We start from the raw sequence: 19,348 nt of genomic DNA on the forward strand, positions 1-19,348 counted from the left end.
TCATGAAAGGCACCGTGTTAGAAAAAATTGTTCAGGACAAAGCGATTTGGGTTGAAGCTCGTCAGCAGCAGCAGCCTCTCTCCACCTTTCAGAACAGCATTGAACCTGCCAGCCGTCATTTCTACGACGCGCTGCAGGGCGCAAGAACCGCGTTTATCCTGGAGTGTAAAAAGGCGTCCCCCTCAAAAGGCGTAATTCGTGAAGATTTCGATCCAGCCGCCATTGCCGGGATCTACCGCCACTATGCTTCTGCGGTGTCTGTGCTGACCGATGAGAAATATTTTCAGGGCGACTTCGCCTTTTTGCCCATTGTCAGCGCCGCCATCACTCAGCCAGTGCTGTGCAAAGATTTTATCATCGACCCCTATCAGATCTACCTGGCACGTTACTACCAGGCGGATGCCATTTTGCTAATGCTGTCGGTGCTGGATGATGAGCAGTATCGTCAGCTGGCCGCCGTGGCGCATAGCCTGAAGATGGGCATTCTGACTGAAGTGAGTAATGAAGAGGAACTGGAGCGAGCTATCGCGCTTCAGGCAAAGGTGGTGGGGATTAACAATCGCGATCTGCGCGATCTCTCTATCGATCTCAACCGCACCCGTCAGCTGGCACCACGCCTGTCACACGGCGTCACCGTGATCAGCGAATCGGGCATAAACAGCTACGCTGATATTCGTGAGCTGAGCCACTTTGCCAACGGCTTCCTGATTGGCTCTGCCCTGATGGAAGAAGCTGACCTGACCAGTGCGGTGCGTCGGGTTACGCTGGGCAGCAATAAAGTGTGTGGCCTGACCCGTGCCGAAGACGCCCGTGCCGCGTATGAAGCCGGTGCAATCTATGGCGGTCTGATCTTCGCGGAAGGGTCACCACGTCAGATTGATACCGCCACCGCACAACATGTGGTCGCCGCCGCACCGCTGCGTTACGTCGGGGTGTTCCGCAACAACTCCGTCAGTGACGTTGTCACGCAGGCCAGCGCGCTCTCCTTATCAGCAGTGCAGCTTCATGGCAATGAAACGCCGGAATTTGTGGCAGAACTGCGCGCCGCCCTGCCTGCCACCGTGCAGATCTGGAAGGCATTGCGCATCGATGGCCAACTCCCGGCACGCGACTGGCCACACGTTGACCGTTATGTGTTTGATAATGGTGATGGCGGAACCGGAGAGCGTTTCGACTGGTCGCTGTTGCAGGGTCAGACCCTCGACAATGTGCTGCTGGCCGGTGGCCTCGGTGCGGACAACTGTGTTGAAGCCGCGCAGCTCGGCTGTGCCGGACTTGACTTCAACTCTGGCGTGGAAAGCGCGCCCGGTATCAAAGATGCCCGTAAAATTGCCGCCGTGTTCCAGACACTGCGCGCGTACTGATTTGCCTGGCCTGCCCGACGGCGGGCCTGAGAAAGGAAGAGAAAAGATGACGTTACTGAATCCCTACTTTGGCGAATTTGGCGGAATGTATGTTCCGCAGATCCTGATGCCTGCCCTGCGCCAGCTCGAAGAGGCGTTTGTCGATGCGCAGAAAGATCCTGCCTTCCAGGAAGAGTTTACCGAACTGCTGAAGAACTATGCGGGGCGTCCGACCGCGCTGACGCTGTGCAAAAACCTGACCAAAGGCACAAAAACGCGCCTCTACCTTAAGCGTGAAGATCTGCTGCACGGCGGTGCGCACAAAACTAACCAGGTGCTGGGTCAGGCACTGCTGGCTAAGCGCATGGGTAAAAATGAAATTATCGCCGAGACCGGTGCCGGTCAGCATGGTGTGGCCTCTGCGCTGGCCTGTGCGCTGCTGGGCATGAAATGCCGTATCTATATGGGTGCGAAAGATGTGGAGCGTCAGTCGCCTAACGTCTTCCGTATGCGACTGATGGGTGCAGAAGTGATTCCGGTTCACAGCGGCTCCGCCACGCTGAAAGATGCCTGTAACGAAGCGCTGCGTGACTGGTCCGGCAGCTATGAAACCTCACACTACATGCTCGGCACCGCGGCGGGCCCGCACCCCTTCCCGACGATCGTGCGTGAGTTCCAGCGCATGATTGGTGAAGAGACCAAAAAGCAGATTCTGGAAAGAGAAGGCCGTCTGCCCGATGCGATCCTCGCCTGCGTAGGCGGCGGTTCAAATGCCATCGGGATGTTTGCTGACTTTATCGATGAGACCAGCGTGAAGCTGATTGGCGTTGAGCCTGCAGGTCACGGCATTGAAACCGGCGAGCATGGCGCACCGCTCAAACATGGTCGCGTCGGCATCTACTTCGGTATGAAATCGCCGATGATGCAGACCCACGATGGCCAGATTGAGGAATCTTACTCCATCTCTGCCGGCCTCGACTTCCCATCGGTCGGTCCGCAGCATGCGCATCTGAACAGCATTGGTCGCGCAGAATATGTCTCCATTACCGATAACGAAGCGATGGATGCCTTTAAACAGCTCTGCCGGGCGGAAGGGATTATTCCGGCCCTCGAGTCCTCTCACGCGCTGGCGCACGCCCTGAAGATGATTCACGCTGAGCCGGAAAAAGAGCAGTTGATCGTAGTCAACCTCTCTGGCCGCGGCGACAAAGATATTTTCACCGTTCATGACATTCTGACAGCGCAGGGAGAAATCTGATGGAACGTTACAATCAACTGTTTACCCGGCTGTCAGCGAATAACGAAGGTGCTTTCGTTCCTTTCGTTACGCTGGGCGATCCCTCTCCGGAGCTTTCACTGCGCGTGATTGACGCGCTGGTGGACGGTGGCGCGGATGCACTGGAGCTGGGAATTCCCTTCTCCGATCCCCTGGCGGATGGCCCGACCATCCAGAACGCGACGCTGCGCGCCTTTGCGGCGGGTACCAACACCAGCCAGTGTTTTGAAATGCTGGCGACTATCCGCCGTAAATACCCGGATTTGCCGATTGGCTTACTGATGTACGCGAACCTGGTCTTCACTAACGGCGTGGATGAGTTCTATGCCCGTTGCGCAGAAGCCGGTGTGGATTCGGTGCTGGTCGCGGATGTGCCGGTTGAAGAGTCTGCGCCCTTCCGTCAGGCGGCACTGCGTCATGGCATAGCCCCTATCTTTATCTGTCCACCTAACGCCAGCGATGAGCTGCTGCGTGAGATCGCATCGCACGGACGGGGTTACACCTATCTGTTGTCACGCGCGGGAGTAACCGGTGCTGAAAACCGCGCCAGCCTGCCGCTGAAGCATCTGATCGACAAGCTGCGTGAATACCACGCCGCGCCGCCGCTGCAGGGCTTTGGTATTTCAGAACCTGAACAGGTGAAGGAGGCGATCGCTGCCGGTGCAGCGGGCGCTATCTCCGGCTCTGCGATTGTCAGAATCATTGAAAAACACCATGCAGAGCCTGAAGTGATGCTGAGTGAACTCAAGAATTTTGTCAGTCGCCTCAAGGCCGCCAGCCGTTAATCCTGCCACCATGCCTTATCGCGCGATAAGGCATGATTTGTTTCCTTTTTTTTCATTCCGCTATTTGCCCTTTTTGCAAAATCTGCACCACAATGACAATGCGCCGTTACGGTAACGTCGCATCCATTTTGTGACAGGGAGTGAAAGCAATGAAATTCGTTAAACTGCTGACAGGTGCTGTACTGGCGGGCGTGGTTGCGCTGACACTGAGCGCCTGTGCGCCAACCGCAACCAAAGAGGGAACCGGTGGCTATATTGATGACACCGTGGTGACCACAAAAGTAAAAGGTGAACTGCTGAAAGATGACTCGCTGAAATCGACTGAAATCAACGTAGAAACCTTTAAAGGTAAAGTTCAGCTGAGCGGTTTTGTTTCATCACCACAGATGGCGAATCGTGCCGTTCAGGTTACGCGCAGCGTGCCGGGCGTAAAATCAGTCGTCAACAATATGCAGATCAAATAACGTCTTAACAGACAAAAAAGGCCGCTGATTCAGCGGCCTTTTTCTCATCAGAACCGATAACCCGCCCCGAAGAAGAACACCCATGGATCGATACGCATATTGATGTTCTGCTGTTCGCCAGCGGCTTTGAACTTCACTTCCGTATCAATATCCATGTACCACACCGACGCATTCAGCATCCAGTCGCGGTTAATCTGGTAATCCAGACCGACCTGGCCCGCCACCCCCCAGGAATCCTTGACGCTGAGATCGGTCAGGCCTGCATCGCGACCGGTCTGGTTGAAATCGGCGTCATAAAAAGTGGTGTAATTGATACCCACGCCAACGTAAGGGCGCGCTTTGCTTTTACTGTCGAAGAAGTAGTACTGCGCCATCAGCGTCGGCGGTAACTGGCGTACGGTAGCCAGCGTACCGGTCGGGCCAAGACCCACTTTGTGACGGAAAGGCGTGGCGGCCAGTAACTCAACACCAATATTATCTGTTGCCATGTACGTGAAGGTCAGGCCCAGCTGCGTGTCGTTAGTGGCGCTGAACTCGCCCATTCCTAACACATTATCGGAACCCTCGGTGGGCCGGACGGTGGCGCTGCCGGCACGCATAAAGAAGTCGCCTGCTTCGTGGGCCATCGCCAGTTGAGGCAGAGCCAGGGCCAGGGCCAGGGCCAGCAGCATCGCGCATTTTGCCAGTTTCATTATCACTCCTTTGCTTAATGTTAATGTCGCGAACGGAATCGCTTTTTTTGCTGGCAATTATTTAACGTGATTTACAGAAAATTGCACTCAGTAGCCCTGATATAAATTACTTAAAAAACAATGAATTGATTTAGATCAATTTCAGCGCTTTCATCAGGACGCAAATAGCGCTTGCTGAATAATTTCGCCCGCTCTATTTTGCTTATCTTCATTGTTGATTTTGGTTCGATGCCCTGGGAGGGGCGGGTGATCAAATGAGTGAGCTCTCTAACCCTTGTGTCAGCTGTGGTGCCTGCTGCGCCCATTTCCGCGTCTCATTTTACTGGGCTGAAGCCGACGATGCGGGCGGTCTGGTCCCTACTGAATTAACTGAGCCGTTAAGCCTGTTAATGCGCAACATGCGGGGTACGAACGATCGTGCGCCCCGCTGCGTCGCCCTGCAGGGCGACATTGGCGGCTGCGTTTCCTGTGGCATTTATGAACAACGACCGACGCCCTGTCGGGAGTTTTCAATGTCGGGTGAAGCGGGTATCCATAACGAAGCCTGCGACCGTGCCCGCGCGCGTTACGGCCTTCCTCCCCTTTTTGCGCCCTCTTTACCTCATATTACAGAAAGTTATGCCCTGCCGGGTGCCCCGGAGCTGCCAGAACATGTACAATCGCCGGGTTAATTAACCCGGTTCCTCCAAGGAGTGTACATGTCTATCACGGCAAGTTCGTTATACCGTGACACAGGAAATTTCGCGCGCCATCAACTGACTACGGTGCTATTGATGTCGCTGCTGGCCGCGTTCGTCACCGTCATGCTGGTGCATGTGCTGACGCCTGGCACCGATCAGATGGCCATTCTGCAGCAGGGTGATGACAGCGCCAGTTCGCTGTTTGAGATGGTGCAGAATATGTCACCGGAACAGCAACAGGTACTGTTGCGCGCCTCAGCGGCCAGCACTTTTGCCGCGCTGATGGGGAATACCCTGCTGCTTGGCGGTATGCTCTATCTGATCCCGATGGTCTCTTCCGGCCAGCGTGTCAGTGCCTTGCGGGCCATTGGTGCTTCAGCGCCGCTGCTGCCAAAGCTGCTGCTGCTCACCTTCCTGATGACGCTGGTCGTGCAGCTGGGCTTTATGGTGCTGGTCGTGCCGGGCATTCTGCTGACGATCCTGCTATCGCTGGCACCGGTGATGGTGGCGAGTGAGAAGATGGGTGTCTTTGCCGCCATGCGCGCCAGCATGCGGATGGCGTGGAAGAATGTCAGGCTGATCGCCCCGGCAATTCTGCTCTGGCTGCTGGCTAAAGTCATTGTGATGCTCTTCTTCTCATCGCTGACGGTCTTACCCCTCAATGTTTCGTCGGTAATTTTTACCGCGGCAGGCAATGTGGTTTCAGCCATGTTGATTATCTATCTCTATCGGCTCTATATGCTTTTACGTTGATTGGCGATGTGCCCCCGGGCACATTCGCAGCCAACTATGAATGGAAAAACTATGAAGCAGCTACTCGACTTTCTTCCCCTGGTGGTCTTTTTCATCTTCTATAAGCTGTATGACATTTTTGTCGCCTCGGGCGCACTGATTGTGGCCACCGGCCTGGCCCTGGTTGTCAGCTGGGTGCTCTATCGCAAGCTGGAAAAGATGACGATTTTCACCTTTGTGCTGGTGGCCGTCTTTGGCACCCTGACGCTGGTGTTCCACAACGATGAGTTCATTAAGTGGAAAGTCACGGTGATCTACAGCCTGTTTGCCGCCGCCCTGCTTTACAGCCAGTGGTTTATGCAACAGACGCTGATTCAGCGCATGCTGGGTAAAGAGCTGCAGTTGCCTGACGCGGTCTGGCGTCGGCTGAACATCGCCTGGGCGCTGTTCTTTCTTATCTGCGGTCTGGTAAACATCTATGTCGCCTTTTGGTTATCTCAGGCGTTTTGGGTTAACTTTAAAGTGTTCGGTCTCTCCGGCCTGACCTTACTGTTTACCCTGCTCAGCGGGCTTTATATCTGGCGTCAGATGCCGCAGCAGGAACAAAAATAATCATCTGCCCGGTACGCCGGGCATTTTTTTAGCATTCATCTGCATAAGAAGTGGAAGCAATGAGCGAAAAACATAAATTGCCGCAAGGCGAAATGGTGCTGCGTACGCTCGCCATGCCGGCAGATACCAACGCCAATGGTGATATTTTTGGTGGCTGGCTGATGTCACAGATGGATATGGGCGGCGCTATCCTGGCGAAAGAGATCGCTGAAGGGCGCGTTGTTACCGTGCGCGTCGACGGCATGTCATTTATGAAGCCTGTCGCGGTGGGTGACGTGGTGAGCTGTCATGCGAGCTGTCTACGAACCGGCAACAGCTCCATGACGATTAATGTGGAAGTGTGGATTAAAAAAGTATCGTCTGAGCCAATCGGGCAGACCTACTGTGCTACAGAGGCGGTCTTTATCTATGTGGCGGTCGACAATGAGGGCAATTCACGTCCTCTGCCAGTCGGCCGCGCCAATCAGCAGCCTGCCGGATAAGTAACGGGTCAGGCGGCTTCTGCCTGACCCGACGCCTTATTCAATGCTGGCACCACCATTAATTTTAAACACGATATTCATGGTAAGGCCCTGTCCTGGCTGTCCGCTCTGATAACGCCATTTTTTCATCGCCTGCTTTATTTCCCGCTCAAACATATTGCGCGGTTCAGCAGAGAGGATCTGGATGTTATCCACCCGCCCGTCGCTGTCCACATCAAACTTCACCCTTACACGCCCTTCTACCCGTAATGCAAAAGCACGTTGAGGATAGCCAGGCTTACTCACGCTCAGTGCCTTAGGACCGTTTGATGCTGACGCGGTGGGGGCCGGCGTTGCTTTCGGTGCCGTCGCGGGTTTGTTCTGAGTGGCCGGGGCCGCCTGCTTAAACGGGCTGGCCTCAGGTTTGCTCTCCTGACGCGGCTTCACCTCGCGTTTTGGCTGCTCCCGTTTATGTTCCGGCTTTGGTTTAGGTTTAGGCTTTGGTTCAGGTTTCGGAATGGGTACCGGCTCGGCTTTTGGCGGTTCCGGCACTGGCTCCGGCTCAGGCTGTGGTTCAGGTTGTGGCGCAGGCGGCTCTGCGATAGCCGGTGCAGGCTCGGGCTGGACTTCAGGCGCGACCATGGTAACGCTGATGGGCTGCGATGCTTTGGGTACCTCAATCACCTGCTGGAACGAAGCATAAAGAATTCCGGCAATCACGACTCCATGCAGAGCAACAGACAACAACATAGAGACAGGCGTGCGTTTAGGTAATGGCATAGTCAGCGTGGTCATAACAGTCGCAGTGATTGAATAGAGCAGCGATTTTAAATGCAAATAGCAATCAGTTTCAATAACTCCCGCCATCCGGCCTGAAGAAAAGCGCTTTTTAGCCCTTTATGCTGAGCCATTAGCCGCCCACAGGTTTCGTTTGCACTCTAATCTTCAATCCCTTAACGTGTTGCAAAATTCTGATAACCAGGAGTTCCTTAGTGCTTTACGTCATTTATGCAGAAGATACTGCAGAGTCGCTGGAAAAACGTAACGCCGTGCGCCCTGCCCACCTGGCGCGGCTCAAACTGCTGCAGGAAGAGGGACGTCTGATCATCGCAGGCCCAATGCCTGCTGTGGATAGCAACGATCCTGGCGTGGCGGGCTTCACCGGCTCAACCGTTATTGCTGAGTTTCCGTCATTAGAAGCCGCGCAGTCCTGGGCGCAGGATGATCCTTACTTTGCGGCGGGTGTCTATAAACAGGTCTCGGTTAAGCCCTTTAAACGCGTCTTCTGATAACGTATCTGCAGTCAAAATGGCTTCTGTGCCCTGGCACAGAAGCCATTTTTGTTTTAAATATTCAGAGAGGAAAGATGCAGATAATCATACTGGGGCTACTGGCAATTATCGCTTTGCTGATTGGCGGTGCGCTATACCTCTGGCGAACAAAGGGCTGGCGTAGCAAAAAGCAGTGGATTGTGATGCTGATCGTGCTGGCGGCAGCACTGCAGCTGGTGAATGTTACGCTGATGATGACGTCACAACGTCTTTAACGTTGGTTATACATGACAGCTTATTGCGATAGCAGCTTAAACAGACTCTGCGAAAACAGCGCCTTCATACTGCATGACTCTTCTGCCCGGACGGCTGAACGCGACGATCTCTGTATAACCGTTGACAGCTTATTCATGGCTAAGCGGGCCTGCATTCTCAGTTAACCCGCTTTGATTTCCCGTCACTCACTGGCATAGTTGCGTTGAATTAACCCCTGTCCAGAATCAGACCGATCAGCGCATGATAGTGCTGCTCTTCTTCCGGGCTGGTGACATGCTGTAAACGGCTGATCAGCTTTGAGCAAATCGCTTTACGATTCAGGCTACGGCCAGAAGCGATAATTTCCGTCACTACAGACCCCAGAATGGCCTGCTGTGAAGGCTGTGCAGCACTGTGTAAATAAGCGGAGATGTCAGATACTGAAGCGGGAATACGAACGTTAGTCTGCATGGTTGGCCCTCATAGGATTCATTAAAAGTTAGTAACCGATACGGTAAAGTTATACAACAACCCCTTAACTGTACAGATATTTAACTCAAAATTTTGCCCCGCCTGCTGATTAAATGAATAAATCATTATAGAACATCGACTTGCAATAATGTAAAGTTGTACAGGTTTAACGTCAACGGCTGTACACATCTTAAATTACACCTTGAGATAGCCTGTTTAGCTTTAAAAAATGATCTCTGTGTCATTTTTTTAGACGTCGGGAGGAATTATCTGACAGAGCTGTCTACATTTAGATTTTGTGAGTTAAACCTCTGAATGGAAGCACAGCGGAATCGCGGGCAAATTATGAATAAAACGTATCCCGGCCAGGCACTTACTCTTCTCGACCCACTCTTATCCCGGATTGCGGCGATTATTGATCCGAAAATCGAAGTCATGAGTGGTTACCCTGCAAACTGCTCTGCGTGGCTGACCCTCTATTACCAGCGTAAATCGGGAAAGTGGTCTTACGAATGGTACGATCGGACGGGATATCGCAGACCGACGGCGCTGGGCAGCACGATGGAGTGCCTCATGCGCGAAGTCAGTGACCGGGGTGCGTCGCGTCAGGAGCATGCTATGGCGCGACAAGTCATGGCAGAATCGGGATTTTTTGAAGCCTGAACAGGGCGGCTCTCTATATAACCTAAACTAACTGCGTAATAAACAGGATCGAGCGACGTTGCTGCTGTGCCAGTTGATGGCGAATGCAATGGATACGCTTGTAACGCCGCGACTGCCCTTCCAGCCAGCGGGAGCGGCGGCGATGCACCTGACGTAACATTCTCCAGCGCGCCACTTCATTTCTGCTTCGTTTCATCACTTCCTCTCTGACTTCATACATTCAAGACCTGTGCGTGGGCATTATAGAGATCTCCGTCGTAATGCCAAATCAGATCTCTCATCGAGACAAAGGGTTTCGTTAGCGATGATCTGCACGTAAACTTGCCAGACGAAAGCGCGAACGGGATGTCCACTTTATGACCACTTTTTATACCCTGATCAGCTGGTTGCTGGTATTTGGTTACTGGCTGCTGATTGCCGGGGTCACGCTACGCGTGCTGATGAAGCGGCGGGCCGTGACGTCCGCGATGGCCTGGCTGCTGGTTATCTATATTCTGCCGCTGGTGGGTATTGTCGCTTATCTTTCGTTTGGCGAACTGCATCTGGGTAAACGTCGTGCGGAGCGTGCCCGCACCATGTGGCCGTCGACCGCCCGCTGGCTCAATGATCTTAAACAGTGCCGTGAAATTTTTGCCACCGAGCACAGCGATGTCGCCCGTTCACTGTTTGAGCTTTGCTACAATCGTCAGGGCATTGCCGGGGTCAAGGGCAACCAGCTCCAGCTGCTCACCAGCGCCGACGACGTCATGCAGGCGCTGATTCGTGATATTCAGCTGGCCCGTCATAACATTGAGATGGTGTTTTACATCTGGCATCCCGGCGGGCTGGCGGATGAAGTCGCCGAATCGCTGATGGCTGCATCACGCCGTGGCGTCCATTGCCGACTGCTGCTCGACTCCGCAGGCAGCGTCAACTTTTTCCGTAGCCCGTGGGTCGGCATGATGCGCAATGCCGGTATCGACGTCGTGGAGGCCTTACAGGTCAGCCTGCTGCGCGTCTTCCTGCGACGGATGGATTTGCGTCAGCATCGCAAAATCGTCCTGATTGATAATTACATTGCCTATACCGGCAGCATGAACCTGGTGGATCCGCGATTCTTTAAACAGAGCGCAGGTGTGGGCCAGTGGATTGACCTGATGGCGCGAATGGAAGGTCCGGTCGCCACCGCGATGGGCATTGTATTCAGCTGTGACTGGGAGATTGAGACCGGTAAACGCATACTTCCACCACCGCCCGATCGCAACATCATGCCGTTTGAGCAGGAGAGCGGCCACACCGTGCAGGTGATCGCCTCTGGTCCTGGCTTTCCGGAAGATATGATCCATCAGGCGCTGCTGACCGCGGTTTATTCAGCGCGTGAACAGTTGATTATGACCACGCCCTACTTAGTGCCCAGCGACGATCTGCTGCATGCTATCTGTACGGCGGCGCAGCGTGGCGTCAGTGTCAGCGTGATTGTGCCGCGCCACAATGACTCACTGCTGGTCGGCTGGGCCAGCCGCTCCTTTTTCAGCGAACTGCTGGAAGCGGGCGTGAAAATCTATCAGTTTGAAGATGGTCTGTTGCACACCAAAAGCGTGCTGGTCGACGGACAGCTGAGTCTGGTGGGAACCGTTAACCTCGACATGCGCAGTTTATGGCTGAATTTTGAAGTGACACTGGTGGTGGATGATGCAGGATTTGGCAGCGATCTTGCCTGTGTGCAGGATGACTACATTGCCCGCTCCCGCCTGCTGGATAGCAAACGCTGGGCAAAACGTGCCTGGTGGCAGCGCATCGTCGAACGACTGTTTTACTTCTTCAGCCCTTTACTGTAAAACGAGCCAGATTGTGTAAATGGCCGCAGGCCGACAGGACAGACTATGGATTTGAATAATCGCCTTACCGAAGATGAAACGCTGGAGCAGGCCTACGATATTTTTCTCGAGCTGGCCGTCGACAACCTCGATCCGGCAGACGTCATTCTCTTCAATCTGCAGTTCGAAGAGCGCGGTGGCGCAGAGCTGTTTGATCCCTCTGAAGACTGGAAAGATCATGTCGATTTCGATCTGAACCCGGACTTTTTCGCCGAGGTGGTTATCGGGCTGGGTGAAGCGGATGGTGAGCCGATCACGGATGTCTTTGCCCGCGTGCTGCTGTGCCGCGAGAAAGATCACAAGCTCTGTCATATCCTGTGGCGCGAGTAAGCATCAGATAATAAAACGCCGGGCACGTGCCCGGCGTTTTGCTTTATAGCGGATCGACCTTCAGGCAGGAGACCGCATGGTGGAAACTGCCTTCCAGCAGCGGCCGGGTTTTCGCACACTCCGGGCCGGCAATCGGACAGCGGGTGCGGAACACGCAGCCTGACGGCGGATTAATCGGCGACGGCAACTCCCCTTCCAGCAGCTGAATCTGCTTGTTCTTTTCCAGATCAGGATCGGGAATCGGCACGGCAGACATCAGCGCACGGGTGTAAGGATGCTGCGGATTGCTGTAGACCTCGCTGTAGGTGCCCAGCTCCACCGCATGCCCCAGATACATGACCAGCACCCGATCAGAGATATGTTTCACCACCGCCAGATCGTGGGCAATAAAGATTAGCGACAGCCCCATCTCACGCTGTAACTGCTGCAGCAGGTTCACCACCTGCGCCTGAATCGACACATCCAGCGCCGAGACCGGTTCATCGCAGATGATCAGTTTCGGCTCCAGAATCAGTGCACGGGCGATACCGATACGCTGACACTGACCGCCCGAAAACTCATGCGGGTAGCGGTTAATCAGGTTGGGCAGCAGCCCCACTTTCATCATCATATTTTTGACGCGGTCTTTCACTTCCTGACGCGCCATTTTCGGATGATAGGTGCGCAGTGGCTCGGCGATGATATCGCCGATGGTCATACGCGGGTTCAGCGACGCCAGCGGATCCTGGAAAATCATCTGGATATCGCTGCGCGCCTTGCGCCACTCCTCTTCACTCTGACCGAGCAGATCGCGGCCTAACCAGGCCACCCGACCTTCCGTGGCTTTAACCAGACCAATAATGGCGCGCGCCAGGGTCGATTTGCCGCAGCCAGACTCGCCTACCACGCCCAGCGTTTCTCCCTCATAAAGGCGCAGGCTGACGCCATCCACTGCCTTCAGGGTTTTTGACGGCTGCCAGAACCACTGCTTGCCATCTTTGATATCGAAATGAACTTTGAGGTCGGCGATTTCCAGTAACACTTTTTTTTCAGCTACGGTGCTCATACTAACTCCTCCACCGGCTTAAAGCAGGCACGCAGACGGCCATCGCCAAACGGCTCCAGCGGCGGAGCCTGGGTGCAGATATCCATCGCATGCGGACAACGCGGCTGGAACGGACAGCCCTGCGGCAGACGCAGCAGATTGGGTGGATTGCCCGGAATGGTGGTCAGGCTCTCGCCCTCCGCATCCAGGCGCGGCACGGCATTGAGCAGACCGATTGAGTAAGGATGCGCAGGCTGATAAAAAACATCGCGGGCGCGGCCATACTCCATGGTGCGTCCGGCATACATCACCAGCACCTTGTCGCAGATCCCGGCCACCACGCCGAGATCGTGAGTGATCATGATAATGGCGGTGTTGAATTCACGCTTCAGATCGTTGAGCAGCGTCATAATCTGCGCCTGTACCGTCACATCCAGTGCCGTGGTCGGTTCATCGGCAATCAGCAGTTTTGGCCGGCACAGCAGCGCCATGGCAATCATTACGCGCTGACGCATCCCGCCGGAGAACTCGTGCGGGTACATCTTCATGCGTTTACGTGCCTCCGGCATTTTCACCGCGTCCAGCATTCTCACTGACTCTTCAAAGGCCTGGGCGCTGTTCATCCCTTTGTGCAGTTTGAGCACTTCCATCAGCTGCTCGCCTACCCGCATATAGGGGTTCAGCGAGGTCATCGGGTCCTGGAAAATCATCGCAATCTGTTCGGCGCGCAGTTTATTGAGCTGGTTCTCAGGCAAATTCAGGATCTCTTTGCCGTTGAACATCGCCGAGCCGCCAATGCGGCCATTTTTCGCCAGCAGCCCCATCAGAGCAAAGGCCGTCTGTGACTTACCGGAACCGGATTCGCCAACAATCCCCAGCGTCTCACCGGCACGCAGCGAGAAGTTCAGGTCGTTGACGGCGGTCACATCCCCATCGTGCGTGCCAAAGGTCACGCGTAAATCTTTGACCGTAAGTAGCTGTTCGCTTCCCGCGCGGGCCGCCATCGCTGGCTGGAATTCATGAATAGTCATCGGGAAACTCCTTAACGATCTTTCGGGTCGAGGGCATCACGCAGGCCATCGCCAATAAAGTTGAAACAGAACAGCGTGACCACCAGGAAGCCCGCCGGATAGAGCAGCAGCCACGGCGACACTTCCATGGAGTTAGCCCCATCGCTGAGCAGTGCGCCCCAGCTACTCAGCGGCTCCTGCGTACCCAGACCCAGGAAGCTCAGGAAGGATTCAAACAGGATCATGCTTGGTACCAGCAGTGAGGCGTACACCACGACCACACCCAGCACGTTCGGCACGATGTGGCGCAATACGATTTTCCAGGTTGATACCCCGCCGACATGGGCCGCTTCAATGAACTCTTTGCGCTTCAGGCTCAGCGTCTGGCCGCGCACAATACGCGCCATATCCAGCCACGAAACCATGCCGATAGCGGCAAAAATCAGCAGGATATTACGACCAAAGAAGGTCACCAGCAGGATGACGAAGAACATAAACGGGAAGGAGTTAAGAATTTCCAGAATACGCATCATCACCGAGTCTGTTTTGCCACCGAGATAGCCAGCAATCGAACCATAAAGTGTGCCCACGATCACCGCGATCAGCGCAGAGGCCACACCTACCATCAGGGAGATGCGGCCACCAATCGCCACGCGCACCAGCAGGTCACGACCTGATGAGTCAGTGCCGAACCAGTGGCCGGACGTGGTATCCGGCGGCGAGGACATCATGGCCCAGTCGGTATCGTCGTAAGTGAACTGCGCCAGCATCGGCGCAAAAATCACGAACAGGGTAATCACCAGCAGCACCAGCAGGCTGATTAAGGCCGCCCGGTTATGGATAAAACGACGACGCGCGTCCTGCCAGAGGCTGCGCCCTTCTACTTCCAGCTTCTCACTGAACGCATCAAGAGCTTCGCTGTTTTTCTTACTTAACATCATGGCGAACTCCGCAATCAGTAACGAATTTTTGGATCGATAACGGCATAGAGCACGTCAACAATCGCGTTGAAGATAATGGTCAGCAAACCGACCAGAATGGTCAGGCTCATCACCAGTGAGTAATCACGGTTCAGCGCACCGTTCACAAACAGCTGACCGATACCCGGCAGACCATAGATCGACTCAATGACCATCGACCCGGTGATGATGCCGACAAACGCCGGTCCCATGTAGGAGATCACCGGCAGCAATGCGGGCTTCAGCGCATGACGCAGCACAATGCGGCGCAGCGGTAAGCCTTTGGCGCGCGCGGTACGGATAAAGTTGGAGTGCATCACTTCAATCATCGACCCACGGGTGATACGCGCGATACTGGCGATATACGCCAGCGACAGCGCCACCATCGGCAGCAGCATGTAGTTCCACTGCCCGCCATTCCAGCCGCCGCCCGGTAGCCATTTCAGGCTGATGGCGAACAGCAGGACCAGCAGCGGTGCGACCACGAAACTGGGTATCACCACGCCGGTCATTGCCACCCCCATCACCGCGAAGTCCCACAACGTATTTTGTTTGAGCGCCGCGATAACGCCGGCGGTCACGCCCAGCACTATCGCCAGCAGGAACGCGGCCAGACCGAGTTTGGCAGAAACCGGGAACGCATGTGCGACCAGATAGTTGACTGAATAGTCTTTGTATTTAAACGACGGACCGAAATCGCCGTGCGCCAGCTGCACAAGGTAATCGACATACTGCTTACCAATGGGATCGTTGAGGTGGTACTTCGCCTCAATGTTGGCCATGACTTCGGGTGCCAGCGTACGCTCGCCGGTAAAGGGACTGCCAGGCGCAAGGCGCATCATAAAGAAGGAGATGGTAATCAGGACGAACAGCGTCGGTAGCGCTTCAAGCAAGCGACGCAGGATGAATTTTAACATTGCCGTACCTACCAGGCTGTTGCTTCACAACATATAAAAAATTAAAAAAGGCGGCGTCAGACGCGCCGCCACTGCTGATAGCCTGAATGCTATTAGTGTTTAATGATGTAGAAGTCTTTAGACAACGTTTTATCCAGTGGATCTTTACCGGTATAACCACCAACGTAAGGTTTCACCAGACGCGTGTTCACGTAGTAATAAACCGGTACGATGGTGCTGTCTTTATCCAGAATCTGCTCAGCTTTCTGATAGTCCACTGCGCGGGCTTTGGCATCCGGGGCTTTGATCGCGTCACGCACTACTTTGTCAAACGCATCGCTCTTGTAGTGCGATGTGTTACTGCTGCTGTTGGACACCATGGTGTTCAGGAATGAAGTCGGTTCGTTGTAGTCAGCACACCAGGCCGCACGCGACACATCGTAGTTACCCTGATGACGGGTATCCAGGAAGGTTTTCCACTCCTGGTTTTCCAGCTTGATGTTCACGCCGATATTTTTCTTCCAGATCGACGAGGCGGCAATCGCCAGCTTCTTGTGCAGATCGGAGGTGTTATACAGCAGGTTAAAAGTCAGGGGTTTGTCGGCGGTGTAGCCCGCTTCAGCCAGCAGCTTCTTCGCTTCAGCGTTACGTTTGTCCTGTGACCAAGTGAACCAGTCTGGCGGCAGAATGTCCATGCCGTCTGTAGATGGCGGCGTGTAGCTGTAGGCCGGCTTCTGGCCCTGTGCCAGAACTTTATTCACCATGATGTCACGATCCAGACCCAGCTTCAGGGCCGCGCGCACGCGAGGATCGGTGAATGGCGCTTTCTGGTTATTGATTTCGTAGTAGTAGGTGCAGAGGTAAGGATCGACGTGCAGCTCTTTAGGGTTGTCACGCTGCAGTTTTTTAAACAGCTCAATTGGCAGATTGTTGTAGGTCATGTCACTGCCGTTCTCAGAGAAGTAACGGTTAACGTCACTGACTTCAGAACTGATTGGCAGGTAGGTAACTTTGTTCAGCACGGTGTGTTCGTTGTCCCAGTAGTTCGGGTTACGTACCAGGGTGATGCGCTCGTTAATCACGTGTGCGTCCAGTTTAAAGGCACCGTTGCCGACCCAGTTCTGTGGCTGGGTCCACTGCTCGCCAAACTTCTCAATTGCCGGTTTGTAAACCGGTGACATGACGGAGTTAATCAGCAGCTTATCAAAATAGGGAACCGGCTCGCTCAGGGTAACTTCCAGCGTGTGGTCATCAATGGCTTTTACGCCCAGATCGGTAATCGGTTTTTTCCCGGCGATGATGTCATCGACGTTCAGAATATGACCATACTGCGGATAGCTGGCGTACGGTGAAGCCGTTTTAGGATCGACCAGACGCTCCCAGCTATAGACGAAGTCCTGCGCGGTAACCGGCTCGCCATTGGACCATTTGGCATTTTTACGTAAGTGGAACGTCCACACTTTGAAATCTTTGTTTTCGTAACTTTCCGCTACGCCCGGAATCGGTTTGCCGTTGCTGTCATTGACCAGCAGACCTTCATAAAGGTCGCGCGCCACGTTGTCTTCCGGCACGCCTTCAATTTTGTGCGGATCAAGCGACTGTACTTCATCGCCATTGCCGCGAACCAGCTCCTGTTTTGCGGCCAGCTCAACGCCCGCAGGCACGGTTGCTGCGAAAGCCGCATTCCCTGCCAGGGCACTTACTGCGGCGAAAACGCCCGCTGCAATCAGGCTTTTTTTCGTGATGTTGTTCATTATTACACTCCAGTTTTATTATCGTCACCGCGGCGATGCTCTGTCACGGCGTCCCCCGTCTCCGGGCTCCCTGGCCTGTTCCCAGGGAGATTGACCCCAAAATGGTCTGTACGCTGATACGTGTTCCGACTGTCTCGCCGAAGCGGCGATCAGATCAGTGTTGTTTGATGAAATAGTACTTCAGGTCTGTCATGTCCTGCGGGTCTTTGCCCGTAAAGCCGCCAACCCAGGGCTTTACCAGGCGCACACTTACGCGGTAGTAAACTGGCACAATTGGTGAGTCTTTGTCGAGTTGTGTTTCAGCCTGCTGATACAGGTCGGCGCGCTGCGCCTCGCTGCCCGCCGTCAGCGTTTCCGCCATTAAGCGATCGAAGATCGCGCTGCTGTAAAATGCGGTGTTGATTGAGGCATTGCTGATCAGCATGTTCAGGAAGGTAGAGGGCTCATTGTAATCGGCACACCAGGTGGCACGCACCACATCATACTGAGCCTGATGACGGGTCTCCAGCATGGTTTTCCACTCCTGATTCTGCAGCGTCACCTTCGCGCCCAGGTTTTTCTGCCACATTGACGCGGCTGCAATCGCCTGCCGCTTATTTTGATCAGAGGTGTTATAGAGCAGCGTAAAGGTCAGCGGATGACTGGCATCAAAGCCCGCCTCTGCCAGCAGCTTTTTCGCCGCCTCATTACGCTGCGCCTGTGTCCAGGTGAACCATTCTGGTGGGGATAGCTTAATACCGGCCGTGAACGGTGGCGTTAGGCTATAGGCCGGAATCTGCCCCTGAGCCATGATCTTATTGGCAATCACCTCGCGATCGAGGGTCATTTTCAGCGCGGCGCGTACCCGTGCATCGGTAAACGGCGCTTTTTTGTTGTTGATTTCGTAGTAGAAGGTGCAAAGCAGCGGACTCACTTTTACTTCATCACCCAGCTCTTTGCGCAGCTTGCCAAACATCTCTGGCGGAACAGCACTGTTAGTGATATCCGTGCCGCCACTGCGATAGCGATTAATGTCACTGTTTTCAGAAGCGATCGGCAGGAAGGTCCCCTGCTCAATCACCGTATGCGCATTGTCCCAGTAGTGGGGATTACGCTTCACGACGATTTTTTCATTCACCACCCAGTCGTTCAGTGTATAGGCACCGTTACCGATATAGTGATCGGGACGGGTCCAGGCGTCGCCCCACTGCTTAATGGCTGGCGCATAAACTGGCTTCATTGCCGTATGCGCTAACATCGCCACCAGGTAAGGCACCGGCTCACTCAGGGTTATCTGCAGCCGATGTGCATCCAGCGCTTTGACGCCCAGCTCATCGGGTGACGCTTTACCGGCAAGGATAGCATCAATACTGGCAAAATGGGCTGCCTGCAGATAGCTGGAATAAGGCGATGCCGTTTTCGGGTCCACCAGCCGACGCCAGCTATAAACGAAATCGGCGGCGGTCACTGGTTCGCCATTGCTCCACTTTGCATCATCACGCAGAGTAAAAATCCAGACCGTGGGTTGTGGATTCTCCCAGCTTTTGGCGACGCCCGGCACGACCTGACCGCGGTTATCGGTGTTAACCAGCCCATCCAGCAGGTTGTGAATAACATTAGATTCCGGCACGCCTTCGGTTTTATGTGGATCCAGCGAAGAGACTTCGCTTCCGTTGTTGATCACTATTTGCTGTTGCGCGGCCAGTGTCGTTCCCGGCGGAACCGTAGCGGCATAGGCTGGAGAAAAAGCCGTGAACAAAAAGAGTGCGATTACTGACCGCTGTTGTTGCAAGTTTTCCATCCCAATCATGCGAAACGCCAACCTTTAATTAAGT

Annotated in this window: 23 protein-coding genes; 13 read left to right on the forward strand and 10 right to left on the reverse strand. The window is 54.4% G+C overall.

Going from position 1 to position 19,348, the window contains the following annotated elements:
- Nucleotides 1-2 precede the first annotated feature (2 nt).
- From trpCF to F3I20_RS05870, 4 genes are all read left to right on the forward strand, one after another.
- Nucleotides 3-1,364, forward strand: a complete 1,362-nt coding sequence (trpCF, locus tag F3I20_RS05855; protein WP_150037076.1) for a bifunctional indole-3-glycerol-phosphate synthase TrpC/phosphoribosylanthranilate isomerase TrpF — start codon at nucleotides 3-5, stop codon at nucleotides 1,362-1,364.
- Between the two features lie 46 nt (nucleotides 1,365-1,410).
- The gene (gene trpB, locus F3I20_RS05860) at nucleotides 1,411-2,601 is read left to right on the forward strand and encodes a tryptophan synthase subunit beta (RefSeq protein ID WP_150037075.1); all 1,191 of its coding nucleotides are present in this window, start codon (nucleotides 1,411-1,413) and stop codon (nucleotides 2,599-2,601) included.
- Entirely contained in the window at nucleotides 2,601-3,404 is an 804-nt protein-coding gene (gene trpA, locus F3I20_RS05865; protein WP_150037074.1) for a tryptophan synthase subunit alpha, read from the forward strand. The genes trpB and trpA overlap by 1 nt, the downstream gene beginning before the upstream one ends.
- A 149-nt stretch (nucleotides 3,405-3,553) precedes the next feature.
- On the forward strand, nucleotides 3,554-3,868 hold the full coding sequence (locus F3I20_RS05870; RefSeq protein ID WP_009089937.1) for a BON domain-containing protein: 315 nt from the start codon (nucleotides 3,554-3,556) through the stop codon (nucleotides 3,866-3,868).
- 47 nt (nucleotides 3,869-3,915) lie between these two features.
- Here the strand turns inward: F3I20_RS05870 and ompW are convergent, their stop codons facing one another.
- Nucleotides 3,916-4,560 carry an outer membrane protein OmpW gene (gene ompW, locus F3I20_RS05875; RefSeq protein WP_373276586.1) on the reverse strand — a complete coding sequence of 215 codons (645 nt, stop codon included), beginning with the start codon at nucleotides 4,558-4,560 and terminating at the stop codon, nucleotides 3,916-3,918.
- 254 nt (nucleotides 4,561-4,814) lie between these two features.
- Between ompW and F3I20_RS05880 the strand changes: the two genes are divergently transcribed.
- Genes F3I20_RS05880 through yciA form a run of 4 tightly spaced genes read left to right on the forward strand, consistent with a single transcriptional unit; the run spans nucleotide 4,815 to nucleotide 7,066 of the window.
- Nucleotides 4,815-5,231 (forward strand): YkgJ family cysteine cluster protein, encoded by a 417-nt coding sequence (locus F3I20_RS05880; RefSeq protein ID WP_150015129.1) that lies wholly within the window; start codon nucleotides 4,815-4,817, stop codon nucleotides 5,229-5,231.
- A gap of 27 nt (nucleotides 5,232-5,258) precedes the next feature.
- On the forward strand, nucleotides 5,259-5,993 hold the full coding sequence (locus tag F3I20_RS05885) for a YciC family protein (protein WP_150015130.1): 735 nt from the start codon (nucleotides 5,259-5,261) through the stop codon (nucleotides 5,991-5,993).
- 51 nt (nucleotides 5,994-6,044) lie between these two features.
- Nucleotides 6,045-6,584: a septation protein A gene (locus F3I20_RS05890; protein ID WP_111140053.1), complete on the forward strand. Its 540-nt coding sequence runs from the start codon at nucleotides 6,045-6,047 to the stop codon at nucleotides 6,582-6,584.
- 59 nt (nucleotides 6,585-6,643) lie between these two features.
- The gene (gene yciA, locus F3I20_RS05895; protein WP_150037073.1) at nucleotides 6,644-7,066 is read left to right on the forward strand and encodes an acyl-CoA thioester hydrolase YciA; all 423 of its coding nucleotides are present in this window, start codon (nucleotides 6,644-6,646) and stop codon (nucleotides 7,064-7,066) included.
- Between the two features lie 36 nt (nucleotides 7,067-7,102).
- Here the strand turns inward: yciA and tonB are convergent, their stop codons facing one another.
- Nucleotides 7,103-7,840 (reverse strand): TonB system transport protein TonB, encoded by a 738-nt coding sequence (gene tonB / locus F3I20_RS05900; RefSeq protein ID WP_150037072.1) that lies wholly within the window; start codon nucleotides 7,838-7,840, stop codon nucleotides 7,103-7,105.
- Between the two features lie 197 nt (nucleotides 7,841-8,037).
- Here tonB and F3I20_RS05905 point away from each other — a divergent pair, with 197 nt between their 5' ends.
- Nucleotides 8,038-8,334 (forward strand): YciI family protein, encoded by a 297-nt coding sequence (locus tag F3I20_RS05905; protein ID WP_003853909.1) that lies wholly within the window; start codon nucleotides 8,038-8,040, stop codon nucleotides 8,332-8,334.
- A 77-nt stretch (nucleotides 8,335-8,411) separates the two neighbouring features.
- Nucleotides 8,412-8,591 carry a hypothetical protein gene (locus F3I20_RS05910; RefSeq protein WP_150015133.1) on the forward strand — a complete coding sequence of 60 codons (180 nt, stop codon included), beginning with the start codon at nucleotides 8,412-8,414 and terminating at the stop codon, nucleotides 8,589-8,591.
- Between the two features lie 208 nt (nucleotides 8,592-8,799).
- On the opposite strand, the gene ycgZ is transcribed toward F3I20_RS05910, so the two are convergent.
- Nucleotides 8,800-9,042, reverse strand: coding sequence for a regulatory protein YcgZ (ycgZ, locus tag F3I20_RS05915; RefSeq protein WP_033732828.1), 243 nt, complete (start codon nucleotides 9,040-9,042; stop codon nucleotides 8,800-8,802).
- A 345-nt stretch (nucleotides 9,043-9,387) separates the two neighbouring features.
- Here ycgZ and F3I20_RS05920 point away from each other — a divergent pair, with 345 nt between their 5' ends.
- Nucleotides 9,388-9,705, forward strand: coding sequence for a hypothetical protein (locus tag F3I20_RS05920; RefSeq protein ID WP_150015134.1), 318 nt, complete (start codon nucleotides 9,388-9,390; stop codon nucleotides 9,703-9,705).
- Nucleotides 9,706-9,727: 22 nt separating this feature from the next.
- Here the strand turns inward: F3I20_RS05920 and F3I20_RS05925 are convergent, their stop codons facing one another.
- The gene (locus F3I20_RS05925) at nucleotides 9,728-9,901 is read right to left on the reverse strand and encodes a YciY family protein (protein WP_095707117.1); all 174 of its coding nucleotides are present in this window, start codon (nucleotides 9,899-9,901) and stop codon (nucleotides 9,728-9,730) included.
- Between the two features lie 160 nt (nucleotides 9,902-10,061).
- Between F3I20_RS05925 and cls the strand changes: the two genes are divergently transcribed.
- Together cls and F3I20_RS05935 are read left to right on the forward strand one after the other, a co-directional pair.
- A complete protein-coding gene (gene cls / locus F3I20_RS05930) occupies nucleotides 10,062-11,522 on the forward strand; it encodes a cardiolipin synthase (protein WP_150037071.1) in 1,461 nt (486 codons plus the stop codon).
- A 45-nt stretch (nucleotides 11,523-11,567) separates the two neighbouring features.
- Nucleotides 11,568-11,891, forward strand: coding sequence for an HI1450 family dsDNA-mimic protein (locus F3I20_RS05935; RefSeq protein ID WP_003853921.1), 324 nt, complete (start codon nucleotides 11,568-11,570; stop codon nucleotides 11,889-11,891).
- 43 nt (nucleotides 11,892-11,934) lie between these two features.
- Here the strand turns inward: F3I20_RS05935 and oppF are convergent, their stop codons facing one another.
- The 6 genes from oppF to F3I20_RS05965 form a co-directional block, all read right to left on the reverse strand.
- Nucleotides 11,935-12,936: a murein tripeptide/oligopeptide ABC transporter ATP binding protein OppF gene (gene oppF, locus F3I20_RS05940; protein ID WP_150015136.1), complete on the reverse strand. Its 1,002-nt coding sequence runs from the start codon at nucleotides 12,934-12,936 to the stop codon at nucleotides 11,935-11,937.
- Nucleotides 12,933-13,946, reverse strand: a complete 1,014-nt coding sequence (locus tag F3I20_RS05945) for an ABC transporter ATP-binding protein (RefSeq protein ID WP_033732831.1) — start codon at nucleotides 13,944-13,946, stop codon at nucleotides 12,933-12,935. The genes oppF and F3I20_RS05945 overlap by 4 nt, the downstream gene beginning before the upstream one ends.
- Nucleotides 13,947-13,957: 11 nt before the next feature.
- A complete protein-coding gene (gene oppC, locus F3I20_RS05950) occupies nucleotides 13,958-14,866 on the reverse strand; it encodes an oligopeptide ABC transporter permease OppC (RefSeq protein WP_150015137.1) in 909 nt (302 codons plus the stop codon).
- Between the two features lie 14 nt (nucleotides 14,867-14,880).
- Nucleotides 14,881-15,801 (reverse strand): oligopeptide ABC transporter permease OppB, encoded by a 921-nt coding sequence (gene oppB / locus F3I20_RS05955; protein WP_061062598.1) that lies wholly within the window; start codon nucleotides 15,799-15,801, stop codon nucleotides 14,881-14,883.
- Between the two features lie 92 nt (nucleotides 15,802-15,893).
- A complete protein-coding gene (gene oppA / locus F3I20_RS05960; protein ID WP_150015138.1) occupies nucleotides 15,894-17,534 on the reverse strand; it encodes an oligopeptide ABC transporter substrate-binding protein OppA in 1,641 nt (546 codons plus the stop codon).
- A gap of 154 nt (nucleotides 17,535-17,688) precedes the next feature.
- Nucleotides 17,689-19,314 (reverse strand): ABC transporter substrate-binding protein, encoded by a 1,626-nt coding sequence (locus F3I20_RS05965; protein ID WP_150015139.1) that lies wholly within the window; start codon nucleotides 19,312-19,314, stop codon nucleotides 17,689-17,691.
- Nucleotides 19,315-19,348: the final 34 nt, after the last annotated feature.

This window comes from Candidatus Pantoea gossypiicola, assembly GCF_008632075.1.
GTDB lineage: Bacteria > Pseudomonadota > Gammaproteobacteria > Enterobacterales > Enterobacteriaceae > Pantoea > Pantoea gossypiicola.